Genomic DNA, 17944 nt, shown 5'->3' on the forward strand with positions numbered 1-17944 from the left:
GACAGTGAGGTTATCCACAAGTTCACTGTAAAGCTGTGCTTGTATTACACACAAAATGTGACAGAGCTATGAAACTGGGCAGGAGAAACACTAACCGAGGTGGGAGCGTGTCCCCTGCTGACGGGTACTTCGTAGCAGGGGACAAGTATATCAAAAAATTTTTACTCTGGGGTAAAACGACGTAAATGTTGCACGGTCGCGATCCACGCCGCCAGCCAACCGCTCATCGACGCCACCAGCAGCAACAGCAAGCATTCGTCGAAACCTAAGCCCGTGAGGTCAAACTTAGTGCCAAATACTTGTGCGACTTGCGTGACCGCAGAGGACAATCGCCACACCAGAATTTCAGTCAGAATCAGCGACAAAAATGCGCCGCTGAAACCTAACAGTGCACCACCGTACAGGAACGGGCGCAGGATAAATCCATCGGTAGCACCAATCAGTTTTTGCACGTTGATGGTGTCGCGACGGGCAAAGATGCTCAGACGTACGCTGTTACCAATCACCAGGAACACCGCTGCAACCATCAACACGCCAATCATTGCTGCGACACGCCCCACAAGACCGGTCAGCGAGGCAAGACGAGCAAACCAACTGTCATCCATACGGACTTCATCGACACCGTTAATCCGTGCCACGCGGTCACGCAAGGTATTCAGATGGTCGGTAGTCTGGAAATCGAGTTTTGGATTCACCACCGCAACCGCAGGCAGCGGGTTTTCTTCCAGCATATCCAGCGCGCCACCAAAGCCCGACCAGTTGCGGAACTCACCCAGCGCTTCGTCACGCGAAAGATAGTTAACTTTATCGACGCCCTCTTCCGCCTGAATCGCGCCGACGACTTGCTGCGCGGCGTTATCATCGAGCGCTTTGTCGAGATAAACGGTGATTTGCGGGGAAGGATAATATTGCGTGGCGGCCTGATTGACGTTCTTGTAAACCATGTAGCACACGCTTGGCAACGTCAGGGAAATGGCAATCACCATCACCGTCAGGAAGGTGGCTAAAGGCTTGCTGCGCAGGTCTTGTAAAGCACCCTGCCAGGCGTAACGGAATTGTTCGTTTACGCCGCCTTTGAGCGATTTACTTTTCGACTGAGGCCCTTTGCCGCGTTTTTTCACCGAGCGGCCTAAATCCCCTAACTTACTCAGCGAGTTGATTTTATCCAGCCTGTTGCTGAAGCGCTTTATATGATTGAGCGCGCTGCGTTTATTCACCTGCCAGGCCTCCATGCAAATGGCCGTCACTTAACGTCAACATGCGATAGTTACGGCGGGAAATCAGCCCCATATCGTGCGTCGCCATCAGAACCGTTACGCCGACGCGGTTAAATTCCTCGAACAGACGTAAAATCCCTTCCGAGAGTGCATCATCAAGGTTACCGGTTGGTTCATCTGCCAGCAACACAGCGGGCTTATTCACAACCGCGCGGGCAATCCCCACACGCTGTTGTTCACCACCAGAGAGTTGGATCGGGAAACTTTTCGCTTTATCGAGCAGGCCGACTTTATCGAGTGCCGCCGAAACACGGCGGCGAATGTCTTCACCGCTGGCACCCGCGATAATCAGCGGGATAGCCACGTTGTCGTACACGGTTCTGTCCATCAACAAATGGTGATCCTGGAAGATCATGCCAATCTGACGACGCAGGAACGGCACTTCGCGGCTCTTGAGGCGGCTAATATCATGGCCGCCAAAAGCAATTTTCCCCGCACTTGGCCGCTCAATACCGCAGATAAGCTTGAGCAGAGTACTTTTCCCTGCTCCAGAGTGACCGGTCAGAAAAGCCATCTCACCAGGTTGCATATGGAAGGTCACTCCCTGCAACGCTTGTCTCCCGCCGAGATAGGCCTTACTAACGTGTTCAAAGCGAATCATGGTTAATCCTCTCGGGCAAAAAGTGCCTCAATAAAATCGCCCGCATTAAACGGACGCAAGTCCTCAATACGCTCGCCGACGCCAATATAGCGAATCGGAATACCAAACTGATCGGCAACGGAGAAAATCACGCCGCCTTTGGCTGTACCATCCAGTTTGGTTAGCGTAATGCCTGTCAATCCAACGGCTTCATGGAACAATTTAGCCTGGCTAATCGCGTTCTGACCCGTGCTGGCATCGAGGGTGAGCATAACCTCATGCGGTGCATCTTCGTCCAGTTTTTTCATTACGCGGACGATTTTCTTCAGCTCTTCCATCAGGTGCGCTTTGTTCTGCAAACGCCCTGCAGTATCCGCCAGAAGTACATCGACGTTACGCGCTTTCGCAGCCTGAATGGCATCGAAAATCACTGACGCAGAATCAGCACCAGTATGCTGGGCAATAACCGGAATATTGTTGCGATCGCCCCATACCTGCAATTGTTCTACCGCTGCGGCACGGAATGTATCACCCGCTGCCAGCATTACAGATTTACCTTCTTGCTGGAACTGACGCGCCAGTTTGCCGATGGTGGTGGTTTTACCCACTCCGTTAACACCGACCATCAGGATAACAAATGGTGTTTTGCCTTCAACTTTCAGTGGCTCATCGACTTTCGCGAGGATTTCGCCCATCTCTTCTTTCAGCAGGCCGTATAACGCTTCGGCGTCACGCAACTCTTTGCGGCTCGCACCTTCTGTCAGATTGGTGATGATTTTGCGTGTGGTTTCGACGCCAACATCCGCGATCAGCAGCTGCTCTTCGAGTTCTTCAAACAGATCATCGTCGATTTTCTTGCCGCGGAATAGACTGATAAATCCGGAACCGAGGTTCTGTTTAGTCTTAATTAAGCTGCGTTTGAGACGCGCAAAGAAACCTTCTTTGGTTGGTTTTTCTTGTTCTTGCTGAGGCTCTTGTTCTTGCTGAGGTTCTTCTTCAGCCGGAGATTCTTCGGCTTCTTCAGGTTCCGGCTCGGCCTGCACTTCTTCAACGACGATGGCAGCAACAGGAATAGCTTCAATCAGCGCTTCCTCAACAACCACGTTTTCTACCGGAAGAATGGTCACTTCTTCAGGTTCAGCAAGCGCCTCAGGCTCAACAACATCTTCAACAATATCTTCAACAACAACTGGCTCTTGCTCCGGCTGCCACTCTTCTGGCTCCGGTACTGGCTCAATTTCTGGAGCGATCTCTTCTGGAACCGGCAACTCTTCGTGTTCAACCGCAGCTAGTGCCGTTACTTCAGGTTCTGGAGTGATTTCAGGCTCAACCACCACCACTTCGCTCTCCGCGAGCTTTTCGGTGACTTCGACGATCTCTTCTGCGAAGGCTTCGGGCTCTTCGTGCTTATCAAGCACCACAGGTTCGGCTTCAGGCAGAGTTACTGGCTGAATTTCAGGTTGAACCTCTGTCTGGATTTCTGGCTTAGCGTCGTCAGGCTGTACAGTTTCTTCCGCCGCTTGTGGCTGTTCAGGCTCAATAACCTGCTCAACAACTTCTTCGGCAACCGCTTGTTCTTCTGTTACTTTTTGTTCTGATTCTGCTTCAGAAGCCTGCTCTTTCTGGCCAAAGCCTAGCCATGAAAAAAAGCCACGTTTTTTCTCTTTCGCCATTTGCGAACACACCCCTCGCTGTTAATTCATGGCACAGGCCCGATTGAGCTTGCCACGGGCACTGAAAATAATTATCGAATGAATACGTTAGTCTATCACTTTCCCCGCTTTACACACACCGTTACACTAGACGGCAAGAAATTGCATCGCAGTGAGTCTCATGAAAAAACCGCAATCTACTGGCACCGGCCAGATCCGTATTATTGGCGGCCAATGGCGCGGCCGTAAACTGCCCGTCCCAGACAGCCCTGGCCTGCGTCCAACAACGGATAGAGTACGTGAAACCCTGTTTAACTGGCTGGCACCGTCAATGGTCGAGGCTACTGTGCTGGACTGCTTTGCCGGAAGCGGTGCGCTGGGGCTGGAAGCCTTATCGCGTTACGCCACCAGCGCCACCTTGCTGGAGATGGACCGCCATGTTTCGCAACAGCTGCAAAAGAATCTCGCCACCTTAAAAGCGGCTAATGGAAAAGTAGTGAACACCAATACGCTCAATTTCCTGGCACAACCTGGCGAGCCGCACACTATCGTGTTTGTTGATCCGCCTTTCCGCAAAGGGTTGTTGGACGAGACATTAGCGCTGTTAGAAAGCAATGGCTGGCTGGCAGACGAAGCACTGATTTACGTTGAAAGCGAAGTTGAAAATGGCATGCCCGCAGTGCCAGCAAGCTGGTCGCTGCATCGTGAAAAAGTCGCAGGCCAGGTCGCTTACCGTTTATTTAGTCGTGAAATTTAAGGAACGACATCATGCTGATTAATATAGGCCGCTTGTTGATGCTGGGCGTTTGGGGATTTTTGTTATTAAATATTTTCCAGCCGTTCCCACGGCCGCTGAATATCTTTGTTAACGTCGCGCTGATCTTCACCGTGTTGATGCACGGTATGCAGCTGGCGCTGCTGAAATCAACCCAACCGAAAGATAGCCCGCCGTTGAGCCGTGCTCAGCAAATTAAGATTTTCATCTTTGGGGTGTTTGAGTTGCTGGTCTGGCAGAAGAAACTCCGCCAGGGCAAGTAAAGTCATCCTATTGGGGGTCGGGGATGAAGCCAACAAACCGCGTCCCCTTATACTGCAACGTCCCCGTATCTCCGACACTCATCGCATGATACTGCACCGCCGCCACACGCATTTTCAGATCCAACCCGCCGCTGAGTGGGCGAAACCAAACCTCATAACGCATCGAGTCTTCAACCGGCGTGACTTCACGTTGCCGTGAGCGACGTTCATTACCTGGCGTTTCGCGTTTCGTCGCCACCTGCACATGACTTTGCAGCACTGGTGCTGCATCATTTTCCGCATTCTGACGACGCTGCTGCACAAAGCGAAACGATGCCGCCACGATGATTACCGCCACAACAGCAATGAAGAAAAGTGGCATTTTACTCATAGATTTATCTCGTATTGTCAGGCACTTTTAAGAATACCCTGCCGCTCAGAATATTGTCATCTGGCGCTATTGGTCACTAGACTGACAGGTAGAATCTTGCTTTTAGTACGGTACATTTTAATTTAATACCCTAAGGACAAGCCATGCTTTGGTCATTTATCGCTGTATTCCTCTCCGGCTGGCTCTACGTTGATGCCTCCTATCGCGGGCCAACCTGGCAACGCTGGGTCTTCAAACCTGTCACCCTTTTACTTTTATTACTGCTGGCCTGGCAAGCGCCAATGTTCAACGCAACAGGCTATTTGATCCTCGCGGGGCTTGCGGCAACGCTGCTCGGTGACGCTCTCACCCTGCTGCCCACTCAGCGCATGCTGTACGCCATCGGGGCATTTTTCCTCTCTCACCTGCTGTATACCCTCTATTTTGCCAGCCAGATGACCTTTAGTTTGTTCTGGCCTTTACCGCTGATTTTGTTAGTGGTGGGGGCGTTATTAGTGGCAGTGATTTGGACGCGACTCGAAACGTTCCGCTGGCCGATTCTGACGTTTATTGGCATGACGCTGGTGATGGTTTGGCTGGCCGGTGAGCTGTATTTCTACCTGCCAACGCGCCCAAGTTTCTCGGCCTTTGTGGGTGCAGCGCTACTGCTTTTAGGCAATATTGTTTGGTTGGGTAGCCACTATCGCCGCCGCTTTACGGGCGACAGCGCTATCGCCGCGGCATGCTATTTTGCCGGGCACTTTATGATTGTCCGCGCGTTGTACATTTGAGGCTAAACAGTGTCGGATGGCGCAAGCTTATCCGACCTACAAATGCCGCGAACTTAATCTGGAAAATTTCCCTCTTGACTCTGGAGTCAACTCCAGAGAGTAACATGGGTAATGAGAACATTATCATTACCCAGGAGGGCACATGCTCAACTCCCAAAAACCACCGCAATTTGCTAAAGCAAAGCTCAGTCCATTGCCTGCGCAAACGTCCTCCTGCTGTAACAACGACACCTGCAACGCAGCACCGGAAGCAGAAACCATTCCTGACACCGGTGAGCGTTATAGCTGGCTGGTTGATGGCATGGACTGCGCCGCCTGTGCTCGCAAAGTTGAAAATGCGGTGAAGCAACTGGCGGATGTCCAGCGCGTGCAGGTGCTATTCGCCACCCAAAAACTGCTGGTGACTGCGAATCGCGATATTCGCCCGCAAGTTGAGAAAGCGGTAAAAGCCGCCGGATACAACCTGCGAAATAGCGCCGCCCCGGCGGAGAAAACATCCAGCTGGCGCGAAAACTTACCACTCATGTTGCTGATCGTGATGATGGCGCTGAGCTGGACTCTTGAACAATTTAACCATCCATTCGGCAAGTTCGCGTTTATCGCCACCACGCTGGTTGGCCTGTGGCCGATAGCCCGCCAGGCGGTGCGCCTGATACGCAGCGGCAATTGGTTCGCCATTGAAACCTTGATGAGCGTCGCAGCCATTGGCGCGCTGTTTATCGGCGCGACCGCCGAAGCCGCGATGGTATTGCTGCTGTTCTTAATTGGCGAACGTCTGGAATCTTACGCTGCCAGCCGCGCACGCCGTGGTGTCAGTGCGCTAATGGCGCTGAAACCGGAAGTCGCTACCCGCATTCGAAACGGCGAGCGCGAAACTATCGCACTGGCTGAGTTACGCCCGGGCGATGTCATTGAAGTGGCTGCTGGCGGGCGTTTACCTGCTGATGGCCGACTGCTAACGCCATTCGCCAGTTTTGATGAAAGCGCGCTAACAGGCGAATCTATTCCGGTCGAACGCCAGCAAGACGAGAAAGTGCCTGCGGGCAGTACCAGTGTCGACAGGTTAGTGCAGCTCGAAGTGATTTCAGAACCCGGCGACAGCGCCATCGACCGCATCTTGCGTTTAATTGAAGAAGCAGACGAACGCCGTGCACCGATAGAGCGCTTTATCGACCGTTTCAGCCGGATATACACACCGATTATCATGGCGATTGCGTTACTGGCAGCCGTCGTCCCGCCACTGTTTTTCGGGCAAAGCTGGGATGAGTGGATTTACAAAGGGCTGGCGCTGTTACTGATTGGTTGCCCATGCGCGCTGGTGATTTCTACCCCTGCGGCGATTACCTCCGGGCTTGCCGCCGCCGCTCGACGCGGTGCATTAATCAAAGGCGGAGCCGCACTTGAACGCCTCGGTAAAATTCAGCATATCGCTTTCGATAAAACCGGCACTTTAACTGCTGGTAAACCGCAGGTCACCGCCATTGAAATGAATGGCGAGATTAATGAAAACGAGCTGCTGGCACTGGCGGCGGCGGTAGAACTTGGTTCGTCACACCCGTTAGCACAAGCCATTGTTCGTGAGGCACAAAACCGTGGGCTGGCATTACCGGTGCCCAGCGCCAACCGCGCGCTGGCAGGTATTGGGGTGGAAGCCACTATTAACGGCGAAACCGTGCTCCTGAGCGCACCGGGTAAACTCGCAGAAAACATTCTCGACACCAGCTGGCAGCAGCGAATTACCCAGCTTGAAGCTGAAGGCCAAACGGTGATTGCGGTGGTGCAGCAAAATCGCTTACTCGGCGCGATTGCACTACGAGATACCTTGCGTAGCGATGCTAAACAGGCTGTTGCTGACCTGAGAAAAATCGGGGTGCAGAGCGTGATGTTAACTGGCGATAACCCGCGAGCGGCAGCAGCCATCGCTGGGGAATTAGGCATGGATTACCGCGCCAGCCTGCTACCTGCCGATAAAGTCAGCGTGGTGAATGAACTCAACTCCCGTTCATCTCTGGCGATGGTGGGTGATGGCATCAACGATGCGCCAGCCATGAAAGCGGCAACCATCGGCATCGCGATGGGTAGCGGCACGGATGTAGCGCTCGAAACCGCAGATGCGGCACTTACGCACAACCGCCTGACCGAGCTTGCCAGCATGATTGGCCTCGCCCGCGCAACGCATAACAATATTCGCCAGAACATTACTATAGCATTGGGACTGAAGGGGATTTTCCTGGTGACCACGCTGCTGGGACTCACCGGCCTGTGGCTCGCGGTGTTAGCCGATTCCGGCGCGACGGCACTGGTTACAGCGAATGCGTTGCGGTTGCTGCGCAAAAAATAAAAAAGTCGGGTGACGCTTGCGCTTACCCGACCTACGGAACATCTGGTTTTGTAGGGTGGATAAGCGCAAGCGTCATCCACCGTTTTGCCTTAATTCATGCCCAGCATATGCGGTAACCATAACGAAACCGCCGGAATGTAAGTCACCATCGCCAGCACCACCAGCAACACGGCGTAAAACGGCAACATGGCGCGCACCACCACTTCGATTTTCTGTTTACTCACCGCACTGGCAACAAACAGCACCGAACCGACCGGCGGAGTAATCAAACCAATGCCGAGGTTCACCATCATGATCATACCGAAATGCACCGGATCGATGCCCAGCGAATTGGTCACCGGCAGCAAAACTGGCGTGAGGATCAGGATGATCGGCGCCATGTCCATCAAGGTGCCAATCAGTAGTAACATGACGTTGAGATACATCAAGATCACGTATTTGTTGTCAGACAGCGAAGTGAAAAATTCCGTGATACGTGACGGCAACTGCATGAAAGTCATCACCGCGCCAAACGCCGACGCAAAACCAATCAAAATCATTACGATAGAGACCGTTTTTACCGTGCGGAACATCAGCTTTGGTAACTCATTCCATTTGTAATCGCGGTAGATAAACATGGTGACGAAGAATGCCCAGACGCAAGCCACCGCCGCCGATTCTGTCGCCGTAAATACCCCCGTCAGAATCCCGCCGAGAATAATGACCACCGTCATCAAACCCCACAGCGCATCGAAGAAAATTTTCACCGCTTGTTTGAAGGGAATGCGTTCACCTTTTGGGTAACCGCGTTTATGGGCAAAGCCGAGGCACATCACCATCAGGCAGAAACCCAGCAACAATCCTGGTAAAATACCCGCGATAAACAGTGTGGCTATAGAGACCGTACCGCCTGCCGCCAGGGAGTAAATCACCGAGTTATGGCTCGGTGGGATCAAAATCGCCTGCACCGATCCGCTCGCCGTGACCGCTGCTGCATATTCGCGCGGATAACCCTTTTTCTCCATTTCCGGGATCATCACGCTACCGATGGATGCGGTATCCGCCACGGACGATCCGGAAATTGCGCCGAAGAACGTAGAAGCGACGATATTCACCAGTGACAAACCACCACGAATAAACCCAACGAAGATATAAGCAAAGTTCACCAGGCGGCGGGCAATACCGCCTTCCGCCATAATCGCCCCGGCCAGAATGAAGAACGGTATCGCCAGCAGGGTAAATTTATTCACCCCACTGGTGATTTGAATCATGATCGCTTCCAACGGTAAATCTATCCATAACGCCCCGACAATGGCGCTTAGCCCAACGGCAAAGGCCACAGGCATTCCCACTGCAAGCAGCACCGCAAGTGTCGCTAATAAAATAAATGCGTCCATGTTATCCCCTGGTCTTAACCGTGATTACCCAGCAACACGATTGGGCGGTTCTCTTGAGAGCCAAACAGCAAGCGCTCGACAACAAACAGAATGAGTAAGATCGCGCCCACAGGCAGCGGGAGGTAGGTTTGGCCGGAAGTGAGGAGCGGGAATTCAGCAACTGGCTGTTCCCATAAATCGGCGCACAGGTAGAAGCTGTAATAGAACATCACCAGCGAGATAAGCAGCATCAGCAGATCAACAATGCGTGCGCAAAACGTCTGCAACGCCAGTGGCAGACGGTCTGTCAGCATATTCACTGCTATGTGCGAACCGGCGCGGTAACTCACCGCCGCGCCGATGAACGTGAAGGTCACCATGCAGATAATCGCTACCGGTTCCGGCCAGGACTCCCCACGGTTCAGGGCATAGCGCGAGAAAATGCCAATCGGAATAATCACCGTCATCACTAACAGTGAAAACCCCGCAATAATCATCGCCAGCAAATAAACCTTATCCATCAAATCTGAGTAGCGTTGGGACATAAGATCCCCTCCACGCAAGGGTTAGCGATAATAACTACTGAACTTCAGCAATAGCTTTCATCAGGTCCTGATGCTTATCGCCATACTCTTTGCGCACCGGCTCAGTGGCTTTCACAAACCAGGCTTTGTCGATTTCGTGGAACTGAACGCCACCGGCTTTCATTTTTTCCAGCGCTTGTTTGTTGTAAGCATTCCACAGTTCACGCTGTTCCATTTGCGTAGCACGCGCCAGGGTAAGGATTTTTTGCTGCTGGTCAGGCGTCAGTTTGTCCCACTTCACTTTGGAATAAAGCAGCATTTCTGGGGTAATGAAGTGGCCGCTCAACGTGTAGTTTTTGGCGACCGGCATGTAGTTGTGGGCAATAAACGTCGGTGGGTTGTTTTCCGCGCCGTCGATAACGCCGGTTTGCATCCCGCTATACACTTCGCTCACGCCCATCGCCACCGAGTTTGCGCCCATGTCTTTTAGCGTTGCCAGTGCCACCGGGCTACCCTGAACGCGGATTTTCATCCCTTTAAGATCTTCAGGTTTCACCACCGGATTTTTGGTAATCAGGTTACGCGTGCCGGAGTCCATCCAGCCGAGGAACACCAGGCGGGATTTCGGGTTATTCGTCAGCTTAGCGCCAATCTCTTTACCTAAATCGCCGTCAATCACTTTGTGCATATGATCTTCATCGCGGAACACATACGGCAAGGTAAAGACTTCAACATCCGGCAGGATCGCCGCAACCGGTGCCATCGACACACGGATCATGTCGATCGCCCCCATCTGCGCCTGTTCAATCATCTGTTTTTCATCGCCCAGCACACCGCTCGGGAACACTTTGATCTCTAAATCACCATTGGTTTCTTGTTTGAGTTTTTCACCCATATGCTGCACCGCGACCACATTCGGATAACCTTCCGGATGAACGTCGGCAGCTTTAATCACCTGGGCGCAAGCCGTTTGAGCAAACAGAACGGACGCGGTAGACAGACATAAACCAGCAAAAGCAGGCAGAAAGGTCTTCTTCATTGGGTCGCTCCAGCAGAGGTAGAAATTTGAGATAAGAAGTAAAACAATGTTTTAATTTGTAGATTAAAAACTAGACTACGTGGAGAAAAGCGAGGGTGAAGCACTTCACAAAAAGTGACAAAAAATGAAATTGGGGTTCAAAGCAGATGTAAAGCGGGTTCAGAAGCCCGAAGCAAGACGCCAGGGGCTGAAGCGGTTTTATTGCCCTTTACGCAGCAAGTAGCGATAAGGCAATGATTCCACTTGTTTAGCAATAAGCTCGTGTTCCATAAAAACACAAAACCCGGGGATGTCACGCGTGGTCGCGGGGTCATCAGCAATGATAAGTAACGTTTCACCGGCCTGCATATTGCGCACGGTTTTACGCACCATCATCACAGGTTCGGGGCAGCGCAGGCCCAAAGCATCAAGAGTGTGGTCAGGATTGGCAAAAAGATCGGTCATCAGCGGTCTCGTATTTAACAAACCGCGCTAGTTTACCCCCGGCAGATTATCGCGCAAGTCACGTGAACGATTGCGCTAAAATTAACCATTGCAATGCGGGGTTAAAGCAGTATCATCGCCCCCGCTTTAAAAAAGACCAGGGTTCCCTCACCCCTTTCACTAAAAAGGCTACAAAATGACGCAGTTCAATTCTACTCAGCGCACTAAAGCGCTGTTCTGGCTATCGCTATTCCATTTGCTGGTGATTACTTCCAGTAACTATTTGGTGCAATTACCGGTCGCGGTTTTTGGTTTCCATACCACCTGGGGCGCGTTTAGCTTTCCGTTTATCTTCCTCGCAACCGACCTGACGGTACGCATTTTTGGTGCACCGCTGGCTCGACGCATTATTTTTGCCGTGATGCTGCCCGCGCTGGTGATTTCCTACGGTATTTCCGCGCTGTTTTATATGGGTACCTGGCAAGGGTTCGACGCACTTTTGCATTTCAATTTGTTCGTCGCCCGTATCGCTGTTGCCAGCTTTATGGCTTACGCATTGGGGCAGATTCTGGATGTGCACGTGTTTAACCGCCTGCGCCAGAGCCGCTACTGGTGGCTTGCGCCAACGGCATCCACGCTCTTCGGAAATATCAGCGACACACTGTCATTCTTCTTTATTGCTTTCTGGCGCAGCCCGGATGCCTTTATGGCGCAACATTGGGTAGAAATCGCCATCGTCGATTACTGCTTTAAAGTGCTAATCAGCATTGTATTCTTCCTGCCGATGTACGGCGTGCTACTGAATATGTTGTTGAAACGTTTGGCAGATAAGTCTGAAAGTTCGGCGTTGCAGCCGGGTTGACGGTGGTTGAATTATCTTGTGATAAGATGCTGAAATCAGCCGCGAAGGCTTGCTAACGTAAAGGAAGAAGTCATGGGTAATCTGGTAAAATATGTCGGTATTGGCCTGCTGGTATTAGGCCTGGCCGCTTGCGATAACAATGACAGCAAAACAGCCACTGCGAATGAAGCGGCACAAAGCAGCGCAACCGGTCAGCCCGTCAGTTTGCTGGATGGGAAAATCAGCTTTGCACTGCCTGCGGAGATGACTGACCAGAGCGGTAAGCTGGGCACTCAGTCAAACAACATGCACGTCTACTCTGATGCATCTGGTCAGAAAGCGGTGATTGTGATTGTTGGCGATGATACTTCTGAAGAGCTGTCAGCTCTGGCGAAACGTCTTGAAGATCAACAGCGTGCCCGTGACCCACAGTTGCAAGTTGTGACCAATAAATCTATCGAGATCAAAGGCCACACGCTGCAGCAGTTAGACACTATTATCTCAGCAAAAGGCCAGACAGCTTACTCGTCGGTTATCCTGGGTAAAATTGATAACCAGCTGTTAACTATGCAAATCACACTGCCTGCTGATAACCAGCAACTGGCGCAAACGGCTGCTGAAAACATCATTAACACCATCACCATTAAGTAATTATTTTCTGTTACTGCTGTGATGATGACACGGCCTCCGGTTGCTCAATCGGGGGCCGTTTTTTTAACTGCCACGCCATCAGTAATGCGATACAAACCAAAGCCGCCGCGGCCAGGTAAATCACCGAAACACCCGCATACGCCATCACGAACCCCGCCAACGGCCCGGTAATCCCCAGCGATAAATCCATAAACACGGTGTAAGTTGCCAGCGCGCTGCCCTGATTTTGTTGCGGTACCATCTTCACCGCCACCACGCCAAGCGCCGGGAACACCAGCGAGAAACCCGCCCCTGTCAGGAATGTACCGGCTTTTGCCATCCACGGTTCAACCGCCAACCCTACCAGCAGCAAGCCAATAATCTCGACCGAGAAACAAATCATCGCCACGTTCAAACCGCCCATGCGGTTAATCCCATTCGGGAAAAGTAAACGCGTGCCGACGAAAGCACAGCTAAACAGCGTGAGCGCGAAGGCTGCGCCGTCCCAGCCTTTGGCATCGTAAAACAGGGTGATAAACGTGGCGATCACCCCAAAACCTGCCGATGCCAGCGCGAGCGCCATTCCGTATGGCCACACACGCCCAAGCACCGCACGAAATGGCAGTGGTTTGCCTTTACTGGCTTTCACCGCCGGGCGCGGAAGCGCCAGCAGCACGGCTATCAGCGCCACTGCCATAATGATTCCCGCTAACAGTTTAAGGCCGCCAAGGTGATAGAACAGCACGCCAAGCGGTGCGCCCATCGCCATCGCGCCGTAAGTCACAATACCGTTCCAGGAAATCACCCGTCCAATATGCAGCGACCCGACGACACCCACGCCCCAAAGCGTTGAACCGGTACCCGCAAAACTCTGCCCAATCCCTAAAATGACGCGCCCAAGGCAGAGCAACAGCAGGCTAACCAACGGCCATGCGCTACCAAACGCCGCCAGCATGTAGCTCGCACCACTCAGGAAGCAGCCGCACAAACCGAAGATAACGATTTTTTTTGGGCCAAGAATATCGGCATAACGTCCGGCATGCGGGCGGCTCAGCAGTGTGGCGAAATACTGGAGGCTAATCACCAGCCCCGCCCAAAACGCGCTGTAGCCCATCACGTCATGAACGTAACCCGGCAATACCGCGAGCGGCAGGCCAATCGTCATATAGCTGGCAAAGTTGAACATCACTACAGAGACAATCTGTAGGTTAAGACGGTAACTGCTTAATGCGGGAGTGGGGGTGAGATCAGGCATGGTCATTCACTTTTAAAACAGCGTTCCTCAGTATATACACTTCGGGTTTCACATTTCAGCACCAGTATTTCAGAGTTGCCCTGCCGTGAGAAAAAAACGAAGCGCTACACTAAGAAGATTCTCCGCGCATAGGATCTCCCGATGGTCGCTCCTGAACCCGATAAAACCGGGCTACATATTCTGCTAAAACTTGCCGCACTGGTGGTTATTCTCGCCGGGATTCATGCAGCGGCAGACATCATTGTCCAGCTCTTGCTGGCACTGTTCTTCGCCATCGTCCTAAACCCGCTGGTCACCTGGTTTATTCGCCGTGGCGTAAACCGACCCCTGGCTATTTCGATAGTGGTCTTCGTGATGTTGATTGTACTCACCATGCTGGTCGGGGTGCTGGCCGCGTCAATGAGTGAATTCATCGATATGCTGCCGAAATACAACAAGATGCTGACGCAAAAGGTGTTTGAGCTCGAAAAGATGTTGCCGTTTATGCACCTGCGATTATCGCCCGAGCGCATGTTGCAGCGCATGGATTCCGAGAAAGTGATGTCGTACGCCACAACGCTGATGACCGGGCTTTCCGGCGCGATGGCCAGCATTTTACTGCTGGTGATGACCGTGGTCTTTATGCTGTTCGAGGTGCGCCACGTTCCGTATAAACTGCGCTTCTCTCTGGCCAACCCGAAAATTCATATCGCCAGCCTGCATCGCGCACTCAAAGGTGTGACGCATTATCTGGCACTCAAAACGCTGATTAGCCTATGGACCGGGTTGATTATCTGGCTCGGGCTGGAGTTGATGGGTGTGCAATTTGCGCTGATGTGGGGCGTATTGGGCTTTTTGCTGAATTACATCCCTAATATTGGTTCGGTTATTTCCGCTATCCCGCCAATGATTCAGGCATTTTTGTTTAACGGCACCTACGAAATGGTTATGGTCGGCTCACTGTTCCTTGCGGTGCATATGGTGTTGGGGAATATTGTCGAGCCGCGCATGATGGGCCGTGGCCTCGGGATGTCGACCTTCGTGGTCTTCCTTTCGTTACTGTTCTGGGGCTGGCTGCTCGGCCCGGTGGGCATGCTGCTTTCAGTGCCGCTCACCAGCGTATGTAAAATTTTGATGGAAACCACTCAGGGCGGCAACAAGCTGGCCTTGTTACTGGGTCCTGGTCGTCCCAAAACTCGGTTACCGGGATAGGCTCAAAATTAGCCAGGTGGTAAGTTAACGTTTATTCAGGGTAAAGAAAAAGGAGTGACAGACCCATGCCAATTACGCTTGCCACCATCAAACAACCCGAGATTTACCTCAACGTGCCGAGCGTTGTGTTAAATGACCAGACCCTTCAACAACGCCGCAGCAAAATTTTGCAGGCAATGGCGCGACAGAACCTGGATGCGCTGGTCATCTATGCCGACAAAGAACATGGCGGGAATTTTGAGTATCTGACCGGTTTCATCCCGCGCTTTGAAGAAGGTTTGTTGGTGCTGCATAAAAGCGGTGAAGCGGTGCTGGTACTCGGTAATGAAAACCTTAAGCTCGCCAGGCACTCCAGAGTTCCAGCCCGTGTGGTTCACGCTCCGTGGTTTTCATTGCCCAACCAACCGATGGACACCACGCTTTCACTGAGCGAAGTACTGCAACAGGCCGGGCTTCGCGAGCAACATCGCGTTGGCATCGCGGGCTGGAAACTGTTCACCGGAACCCACGATAACAACCCGTCACTGTTTGATATTCCGACATTTATTTTCCAGGCACTTCAGGCCGCACTCACTTCCGAATGTGAGCTGCTCAATGCCACCGGGCTGTTTATTTCACCGCGTGATGGCGCTCGTATCATCAATAACGCCAACGAAATCGCCCATTATGAATACGGCGCAAACCTGGCGTCGAGTGCAGCGCTAACGGCACTGAATGCGGTTGAATTGGGTAAAACTGAAAAGTCGATTGCGGCATTGTTGGCCGCCGACGGACAAGCTAATAACGTTGTGACTATTGCCGCAACTGGCGAGCGTTTTGCCAACGCCAATTTATATCCTGCCGATAAACAGATTCAGGCTGGCGACAAATTCTCGCTCACCGTCAGCTACAAAGGCGGTTTAACCAGCCGCGCGGCATATGTAGTGAACAACGCCAGCGAACTTGCTGAAGAAGTCCGTGATTATCTCGATGTGGTCGCCATCCCTTATTACCACACGGTGGTGAACTGGCTGGAACATATGCGCGTCGGTGTGAAAGGCCACGAAGTCTATGAACTGATTGAAGGTGTTTTGCCGAAAAATGAATACCACTGGCACCTGAACCCTGGCCATTTAGTTGCCGATGAAGAATGGCTCTGTTCACCGATTTACCCGGCATCGGATATTCCTTTATCCAGCGGAATGTTGCTGCAAATCGACATTATCCCATCGCGCCAGGGTTACGCCGGAGCCAGTATTGAAGACACTATTGCTCTTGCCGATGAACCTTTGCGCTTGCAATTAGCCGCACTGTATCCAGAAGTTTGGCAGCGTATTCAACAGCGTCGCACCTACATTCGCGATGTATTAAATATCAAACTTCACGACGATGTGTTGCCGTTATCCAACACAGTGGGTTATTTACGCCCTTATTTGTTAAATAAAGAAATGGCGTTAATTTGCCAATAACACTTTCGCCTGACAATAAAAACCTGATGGATGACGAGTTCACTCTTTATCCATCAGAATAAGATGAATTAAAAAATAATATTATAGCCCTGACAATTGAAGACATTTAAATATGCTTATTTTTAGAATAAAGCAGATAAAACGTTCTATGCTTTAGAAGTAACCATCAGCATTTTAGATCAAACATAATGCATTAAAATACTTTAAAATCAGCTAGTTATATACATTTAACCATAAAAAACATATAAATTTTAACGCTATTTTCTGCAAGGTGACGTTATGCGTAGCGACTCATCAAGAAAGTTTGATGCAATAAAGAATTTCGATTTGAACTTATTAATCGTGTTCGAGATGGTGTATTTACACAAAAGCATGACCAAGGCTGCAACCAAAATGCAGGTTACGCCATCGGCTATCAGCCAATCCTTACAGAAGCTGAGAACCTACTTTGATGATTCATTGTTTATCAGAGAAAATAATCTTCTCAGAGCCACATTGCTTGCCAACGAACTCCATCATCAGATAGAGAAAAAACTCGAACCTTTTATTGATTACGTGGGGCATGTTGTCACTTCTGATACCAAAACCCATTATGTTATTTATTGCTCTAATTATTACTCATGGAACGTCTTCCCATTATTGGTCAATAACATCTATGAAAATAATGAAAACTACAGTATTCAGCACGTCAACCAATATGGCGTAGAAGTCACAGATGACGATATTTTATCGAAACAATATGCTGACATTGTGCTGGATATCAATGAAAACCATAATCCAGCCTATTCCAGCGAGGTGGTTTATCACGACTCATTGATTTTTATTTGCAGTAAAAATCATCATCTTGCCAACGGACCAGTGGACTCTGACTCACTACAAAAAGAAAAATACATATCAATATCAAGCAATTCACTGGCAGCCAGAAAAATTAAAAACACCATCGAAATGCAGCACGGGAAATTTTCCTATCAATTTTCCACACCGTCATTAACGACATTATTTTCCGTGGCAGAAAATTCCTCTTTACTGGCTTTAGTACCCTTTAAAGCTTATGAAAAATTCAAGTCGACTTATAATCTTTCAGCGGTGGCGTTTAAAGATGAGTTTATTATTCCCGATATCACGCTGTATATGACATACAAGAAAAAGTCGCTGAAAAATAAAGCCTTCTCATCGATTATCAAATCGATCAAAGGCTTATTATAACGGG

Annotated in this window: 18 protein-coding genes; 9 read left to right on the forward strand and 9 right to left on the reverse strand. The window is 51.0% G+C overall.

The window, feature by feature from the left end:
• Positions 1-161 precede the first annotated feature (161 nt).
• The 3 genes from ftsX to ftsY are packed head-to-tail and all read right to left on the reverse strand — an operon-like array spanning position 162 to position 3530.
• Positions 162-1217, reverse strand: coding sequence for a permease-like cell division protein FtsX (gene ftsX / locus EC843_RS09625; RefSeq protein ID WP_064542550.1), 1056 nt, complete (start codon positions 1215-1217; stop codon positions 162-164).
• Complete coding sequence (gene ftsE / locus EC843_RS09630; protein ID WP_064542330.1) at positions 1210-1878, reverse strand: cell division ATP-binding protein FtsE; 669 nt, start codon at positions 1876-1878, stop codon at positions 1210-1212. The genes ftsX and ftsE overlap by 8 nt, the downstream gene beginning before the upstream one ends.
• Positions 1879-1880: 2 nt before the next feature.
• Entirely contained in the window at positions 1881-3530 is a 1650-nt protein-coding gene (ftsY, locus tag EC843_RS09635) for a signal recognition particle-docking protein FtsY (protein WP_133522159.1), read from the reverse strand.
• Positions 3531-3690: 160 nt separating this feature from the next.
• Here ftsY and rsmD point away from each other — a divergent pair, with 160 nt between their 5' ends.
• Both rsmD and EC843_RS09645 read left to right on the forward strand, forming a co-directional pair.
• A complete protein-coding gene (rsmD, locus tag EC843_RS09640; protein ID WP_064542324.1) occupies positions 3691-4266 on the forward strand; it encodes a 16S rRNA (guanine(966)-N(2))-methyltransferase in 576 nt (191 codons plus the stop codon).
• Positions 4267-4277: 11 nt separating this feature from the next.
• Positions 4278-4547 carry a DUF1145 family protein gene (locus EC843_RS09645; protein WP_064542321.1) on the forward strand — a complete coding sequence of 90 codons (270 nt, stop codon included), beginning with the start codon at positions 4278-4280 and terminating at the stop codon, positions 4545-4547.
• Between the two features lie 7 nt (positions 4548-4554).
• Here the strand turns inward: EC843_RS09645 and EC843_RS09650 are convergent, their stop codons facing one another.
• The gene (locus EC843_RS09650; RefSeq protein WP_064542318.1) at positions 4555-4917 is read right to left on the reverse strand and encodes a DUF2500 domain-containing protein; all 363 of its coding nucleotides are present in this window, start codon (positions 4915-4917) and stop codon (positions 4555-4557) included.
• Positions 4918-5060: 143 nt separating this feature from the next.
• On the opposite strand from EC843_RS09650, the gene EC843_RS09655 reads away from it, so the two are divergent.
• Together EC843_RS09655 and zntA are read left to right on the forward strand one after the other, a co-directional pair.
• Positions 5061-5687, forward strand: coding sequence for a lysoplasmalogenase (locus EC843_RS09655; RefSeq protein WP_064542315.1), 627 nt, complete (start codon positions 5061-5063; stop codon positions 5685-5687).
• A gap of 142 nt (positions 5688-5829) precedes the next feature.
• The gene (zntA, locus tag EC843_RS09660; protein ID WP_133522160.1) at positions 5830-8028 is read left to right on the forward strand and encodes a Zn(II)/Cd(II)/Pb(II) translocating P-type ATPase ZntA; all 2199 of its coding nucleotides are present in this window, start codon (positions 5830-5832) and stop codon (positions 8026-8028) included.
• Positions 8029-8117: 89 nt separating this feature from the next.
• Here the strand turns inward: zntA and EC843_RS09665 are convergent, their stop codons facing one another.
• The 4 genes from EC843_RS09665 to tusA all read right to left on the reverse strand — a co-directional run bounded on the left by EC843_RS09665 (position 8118) and on the right by tusA (position 11390).
• A complete protein-coding gene (locus EC843_RS09665) occupies positions 8118-9404 on the reverse strand; it encodes a TRAP transporter large permease (protein WP_064542309.1) in 1287 nt (428 codons plus the stop codon).
• Positions 9405-9418: 14 nt separating this feature from the next.
• Entirely contained in the window at positions 9419-9928 is a 510-nt protein-coding gene (locus tag EC843_RS09670) for a TRAP transporter small permease (RefSeq protein WP_064542306.1), read from the reverse strand.
• Positions 9929-9962: 34 nt separating this feature from the next.
• Positions 9963-10946 carry a TRAP transporter substrate-binding protein gene (locus tag EC843_RS09675; RefSeq protein WP_064542303.1) on the reverse strand — a complete coding sequence of 328 codons (984 nt, stop codon included), beginning with the start codon at positions 10944-10946 and terminating at the stop codon, positions 9963-9965.
• Positions 10947-11144: 198 nt separating this feature from the next.
• Positions 11145-11390 (reverse strand): sulfurtransferase TusA, encoded by a 246-nt coding sequence (tusA, locus tag EC843_RS09680; protein ID WP_064542301.1) that lies wholly within the window; start codon positions 11388-11390, stop codon positions 11145-11147.
• Positions 11391-11565: 175 nt separating this feature from the next.
• On the opposite strand from tusA, the gene EC843_RS09685 reads away from it, so the two are divergent.
• Both EC843_RS09685 and EC843_RS09690 read left to right on the forward strand, forming a co-directional pair.
• Positions 11566-12231, forward strand: coding sequence for a 7-cyano-7-deazaguanine/7-aminomethyl-7-deazaguanine transporter (locus EC843_RS09685; RefSeq protein ID WP_064542299.1), 666 nt, complete (start codon positions 11566-11568; stop codon positions 12229-12231).
• A gap of 72 nt (positions 12232-12303) precedes the next feature.
• Positions 12304-12861, forward strand: a complete 558-nt coding sequence (locus EC843_RS09690; RefSeq protein ID WP_064542296.1) for a DcrB family lipoprotein — start codon at positions 12304-12306, stop codon at positions 12859-12861.
• 10 nt (positions 12862-12871) lie between these two features.
• Here EC843_RS09690 and EC843_RS09695 read toward each other — a convergent pair whose 3' ends face one another.
• Positions 12872-14095, reverse strand: a complete 1224-nt coding sequence (locus EC843_RS09695; protein WP_064542547.1) for an MFS transporter — start codon at positions 14093-14095, stop codon at positions 12872-12874.
• A gap of 141 nt (positions 14096-14236) precedes the next feature.
• Between EC843_RS09695 and EC843_RS09700 the strand changes: the two genes are divergently transcribed.
• The 3 genes from EC843_RS09700 to EC843_RS09710 all read left to right on the forward strand — a co-directional run bounded on the left by EC843_RS09700 (position 14237) and on the right by EC843_RS09710 (position 17940).
• Complete coding sequence (locus tag EC843_RS09700; RefSeq protein ID WP_064542292.1) at positions 14237-15286, forward strand: AI-2E family transporter; 1050 nt, start codon at positions 14237-14239, stop codon at positions 15284-15286.
• Positions 15287-15351: 65 nt separating this feature from the next.
• Positions 15352-16734 (forward strand): M24 family metallopeptidase, encoded by a 1383-nt coding sequence (locus EC843_RS09705; protein ID WP_133522161.1) that lies wholly within the window; start codon positions 15352-15354, stop codon positions 16732-16734.
• A 279-nt stretch (positions 16735-17013) separates the two neighbouring features.
• Positions 17014-17940: a LysR family transcriptional regulator gene (locus EC843_RS09710; protein WP_133522162.1), complete on the forward strand. Its 927-nt coding sequence runs from the start codon at positions 17014-17016 to the stop codon at positions 17938-17940.
• Positions 17941-17944 lie beyond the last annotated feature (4 nt).

Origin of the sequence: Buttiauxella sp. JUb87 (assembly GCF_004361975.1) — a bacterium.
In the GTDB taxonomy this organism is placed as follows: Bacteria; Pseudomonadota; Gammaproteobacteria; order Enterobacterales; family Enterobacteriaceae; genus Buttiauxella; species Buttiauxella ferragutiae.